Origin of the sequence: Algoriphagus ratkowskyi (assembly GCF_002150505.1) — a bacterium.
GTDB lineage: Bacteria > Bacteroidota > Bacteroidia > Cytophagales > Cyclobacteriaceae > Algoriphagus > Algoriphagus ratkowskyi.
This window is the reverse complement of record NZ_MSSV01000049.1, coordinates 1-2,453: the sequence shown is the minus strand read 5'-3', so window position 1 is coordinate 2,453 and position 2,453 is coordinate 1. Positions and strand designations below refer to the sequence as shown.

Genomic DNA, 2,453 nt, shown 5'->3' with positions numbered 1-2,453 from the left:
GTATCCACCCGAGCAACTGCATCTTTATTTAGGTTGATTTTTTATTAGGGATAGTTTATAATTTTTGGGCAGGAGTTGCTGTATTTTCTGGATGTTGGTATCCATTATCTGATCGAAGACATACTTGAGCCACTGCTGCGGGTTTACTTCTTCTTTTTTACACATAGCAAAGAAAGAGTAGCTCATTGCTGCACGCTGTGCGGCTTCGTGTGATCCGGCGAACAGGTAGTTTTTGCGTCCCAGGGCTACCGGTCTGATTACATTCTCGATCTTATTGTTGTCGATTTCCAGCATGCCGTCCATCAGATAGTTGGAGAGCTGTTCCCACCGCGTCATGGTATAGGACATGGCCTTGCCGATGATACTTTTGGGAAGCACTTGGCCATAGTTTTCCTGCAGCCAGCTGGAAAAGGCTTCCAACAGTGGGCAGACATGGTCGAGCCGGTAGGACTTTTTGTCTTTCGCGCTGAGCTGTTTGTCCCGGCAGTGTGCCTCAACTTCATAGAGCTTTCCTATAAAGGCCAGTGCCAGCGTCGCTCTTACCTTATCATTCTCCAGCGCCTCAAAAAATTTTCTGCGCGCATGTGCCCAGCATCCCAGGTGGGTAACACCTGGCTGATTTCCATAGTATTCATACGTAGCGTACCCATCGCTCTGCAGGTAGCCTTTGAAACCTTTCAATATCTTTTTGGGAGCCGCTTGGTCACGACCCTTTTGGTAATCAAACAAGACGGTGCCGTCCACCGGGTTGTGGTAGACCCAGTAGTAGCCCAGATGTGTGTCTTTCTTTTTGGTGCTGTCCAGTACTTTTATGGTGGTTTCGTCGGCTTGGAGATATCCTTTGCCGCAGGTGTCTTTCACCAGCCAGTCATAGAGGATTTCCAGCCGTTCCATTCCCTGTCTTGCCCAGCCATCCAGTGTGGAAGCGGCTATGGGGATATTTTCGCGTTTGAAGCGCTGAAGCTGGCGGTAGAGCGGCAGATGATCCACGTATTTGTCTGTCAGGATCGAGGCAAGCAAGCCATTTCCCACACTGCTTTTGTCAATCAGACGGGAAGGGAGTGGTGCGATGGCTATTGGAGACTTGCCTTCCTGTACCTTGGACACGTATTTATAACGGATATACCGACGGATGATGTAGCTGCCGGGAATATAGTCTAGCTCTTCAGTGACCTCTTTGCCGATACAGGTCATCTCCTCCAGGTTGCCTTCAGGATACAGCTCTATTTCTTCTACAGGGAGATGTTCAGGCAGTTTAGTCCTGCCCGGATGTGGAGAACGGGATTTCTTGCGGACGCATGTTACTTTTTCGTCCAGTTCCTGCTGAGCTTCTTGTTGTTGTTCTGCCGTCGTCTCAAAAGGCAGGAACAGCTGGTCGGGTGACTCGAAGCGTTCCCGCTTCTGTCCAAAGAGCATCTTCTGGAACTTGGCAAGAATCCCTTCCAGCTTTTCGATGCGCTGGTCTTTGGACTCAATGACTTTAGTGTTGGATTCCAGCTCCTTTTCCCATACGCCCAACAGGGCGATGAGTTCGGCTTTGCTCAGCTGGTCCAGAGGATTGTTCATGAATCTAAAATAATGCCCTGAAATCATCCTTCAAAGCATTAGTTTCCCACACACCCTGTGGATAAACAGGCTCTCGGGGTTGATTTTTGACTGACAGCACAAAAAGCTTCCCAGTTACCTCCAAGGCCATTTTCACCCCCAAAAAACTGAATGAGAGTCGATAAAATAAAGGCTTCGAAACCTAAAAAAAACTTAGGCCAGTGTGTATCTGGGGAGTTGGCGGGAATCCAGCACCCGGATACCTTCGACCATCAGCACAAGAGATGACCAGGGAAGTGTGCCTCCTGCTTCCATTCCCACAGGAGGATGGAAGGTGCCTTTTTCCAGTCTCTTGTAGTAGATCACCAGTCCGCCAGCTTCCCAGTGGAGCAGTTTGACCAGGGTACGGCTGCGGTTCAGGAAGATATACACTTCCCCGGACAGCGGATTCCGCTCCAGGGAATTGCGTACCAGACCGCTTAAGCCGTCAAACCCTTTGCGCATGTCCACGGCACCGCCATATAGAAAGAACCGCTGGGAGGATCCTAACGTGAACACCTTACCACTTGATCAACTGTTGGATCACCGAAAGGTCATGGATACCCCGAATGATTGTCCCATTGGGGAAAATGACTTCCAAGCCAGCGGAATGTACAGGGGAAGTTACTTCGGTAAAGCCAGAAGTAACAGACTCTGTCTTTGCACACACTTTACGGTACCAGTAGGAAAATGTAGGTAGCTTGAGGCTGTGTTGGATGCAGAATTCACGCTGGGTGAGTCCGCTGGATTGGAATGAAGCAACAACTGCTTCCATCTGTTCTTGGTTTGCTCGTCTCATTGGCTTGTTTTTGATGCAAACCTAATGGGTCAAATCAGCTCATGAAATATGTACTTGCTCGGGTGGATAC

General features: G+C 49.2%; 3 protein-coding genes. All 3 read right to left on the bottom strand.

Annotated features, from left to right (window positions below):
* Positions 1–24: 24 nt before the first annotated feature.
* The gene (gene tnpC / locus BVH02_RS21110) at positions 25–1,566 is read right to left on the bottom strand and encodes an IS66 family transposase (RefSeq protein ID WP_086503456.1); all 1,542 of its coding nucleotides are present in this window, start codon (positions 1,564–1,566) and stop codon (positions 25–27) included.
* Positions 1,567–1,758: 192 nt separating this feature from the next.
* Positions 1,759–2,103: an IS66 family insertion sequence element accessory protein TnpB gene (gene tnpB / locus BVH02_RS21105; protein ID WP_086543832.1), complete on the bottom strand. Its 345-nt coding sequence runs from the start codon at positions 2,101–2,103 to the stop codon at positions 1,759–1,761.
* Position 2,104: 1 nt separating this feature from the next.
* Complete coding sequence (gene tnpA, locus BVH02_RS21100; protein ID WP_086503454.1) at positions 2,105–2,383, bottom strand: IS66 family insertion sequence element accessory protein TnpA; 279 nt, start codon at positions 2,381–2,383, stop codon at positions 2,105–2,107.
* Between the last annotated feature and the right edge of the window lie 70 nt (positions 2,384–2,453).